At 56.4% G+C, this 757-nt stretch carries 2 rRNA genes; both read right to left on the bottom strand.

Features of this window, described 5'->3' with window-relative positions:
• Positions 1-56 precede the first annotated feature (56 nt).
• Positions 57-171 (bottom strand): 5S ribosomal RNA (rrf, locus tag ACFFU4_RS18335).
• Positions 172-278: 107 nt separating this feature from the next.
• Positions 279-757, bottom strand: a 23S ribosomal RNA gene (locus ACFFU4_RS18340); the annotation flags it as partial.

Below are 757 nucleotides of genomic sequence, written 5' to 3' on the forward strand. Positions count from 1 at the left end.
CCATCCCGCGGTGTTTTGTTTTTGGTATCGTTTTGAGAGGTTCGGGGGATTTCCAGGTTTGGCGGCGACCTACTCTCCCACGTCTTGAGACGCAGTACCATTGGCGCGACGGCACTTAACGGCCGGGTTCGGGATGGGACCGGGTGTTTTGCTCGTGCTATGGCCACCAAACCGGGGAATCCCCCGAGTGATACAATCGGCCCGTTTCCGGGCTGTCCATGTCAGGTTTTGACGTATTGGTGTGTATGCTTATTGGCCCAGTCTTGTTGTTACTGGATCAAATCAAGCCTGTCGGGCGATTAGTACCGGTCAACTGAGCGCATTGCTGCGCTTACATCTCCGGCCTATCGACGTGGTGGTCTACCACGGCCCTCGGGGATACCTTGTTTTGAGGGGGGCTTCCCGCTTAGATGCCTTCAGCGGTTATCCTGTCCGTTCATAGCTACCCTGCACTGCCGTTGGCACGACAACAGGTCCACCAGTGGAACGTTCACCCCGGTCCTCTCGTACTAGGGGCAACTCCTCTCAAGTATCCTACACCCACGGCAGATAGGGACCGAACTGTCTCACGACGTTCTAAACCCAGCTCACGTACCTCTTTAAACGGCGAACAGCCGTACCCTTGGGACCTGCTCCAGCCCCAGGATGAGATGAGCCGACATCGAGGTGCCAAACACTGCCGTCGATATGGACTCTTGGGCAGTATCAGCCTGTTATCCCCGGCGTACCTTTTATCCGTTGAGCGATGGCCCTTCCA

The organism is Roseovarius ramblicola (assembly GCF_042430665.1).
Lineage (GTDB): Bacteria > Pseudomonadota > Alphaproteobacteria > Rhodobacterales > Rhodobacteraceae > Roseovarius > Roseovarius ramblicola.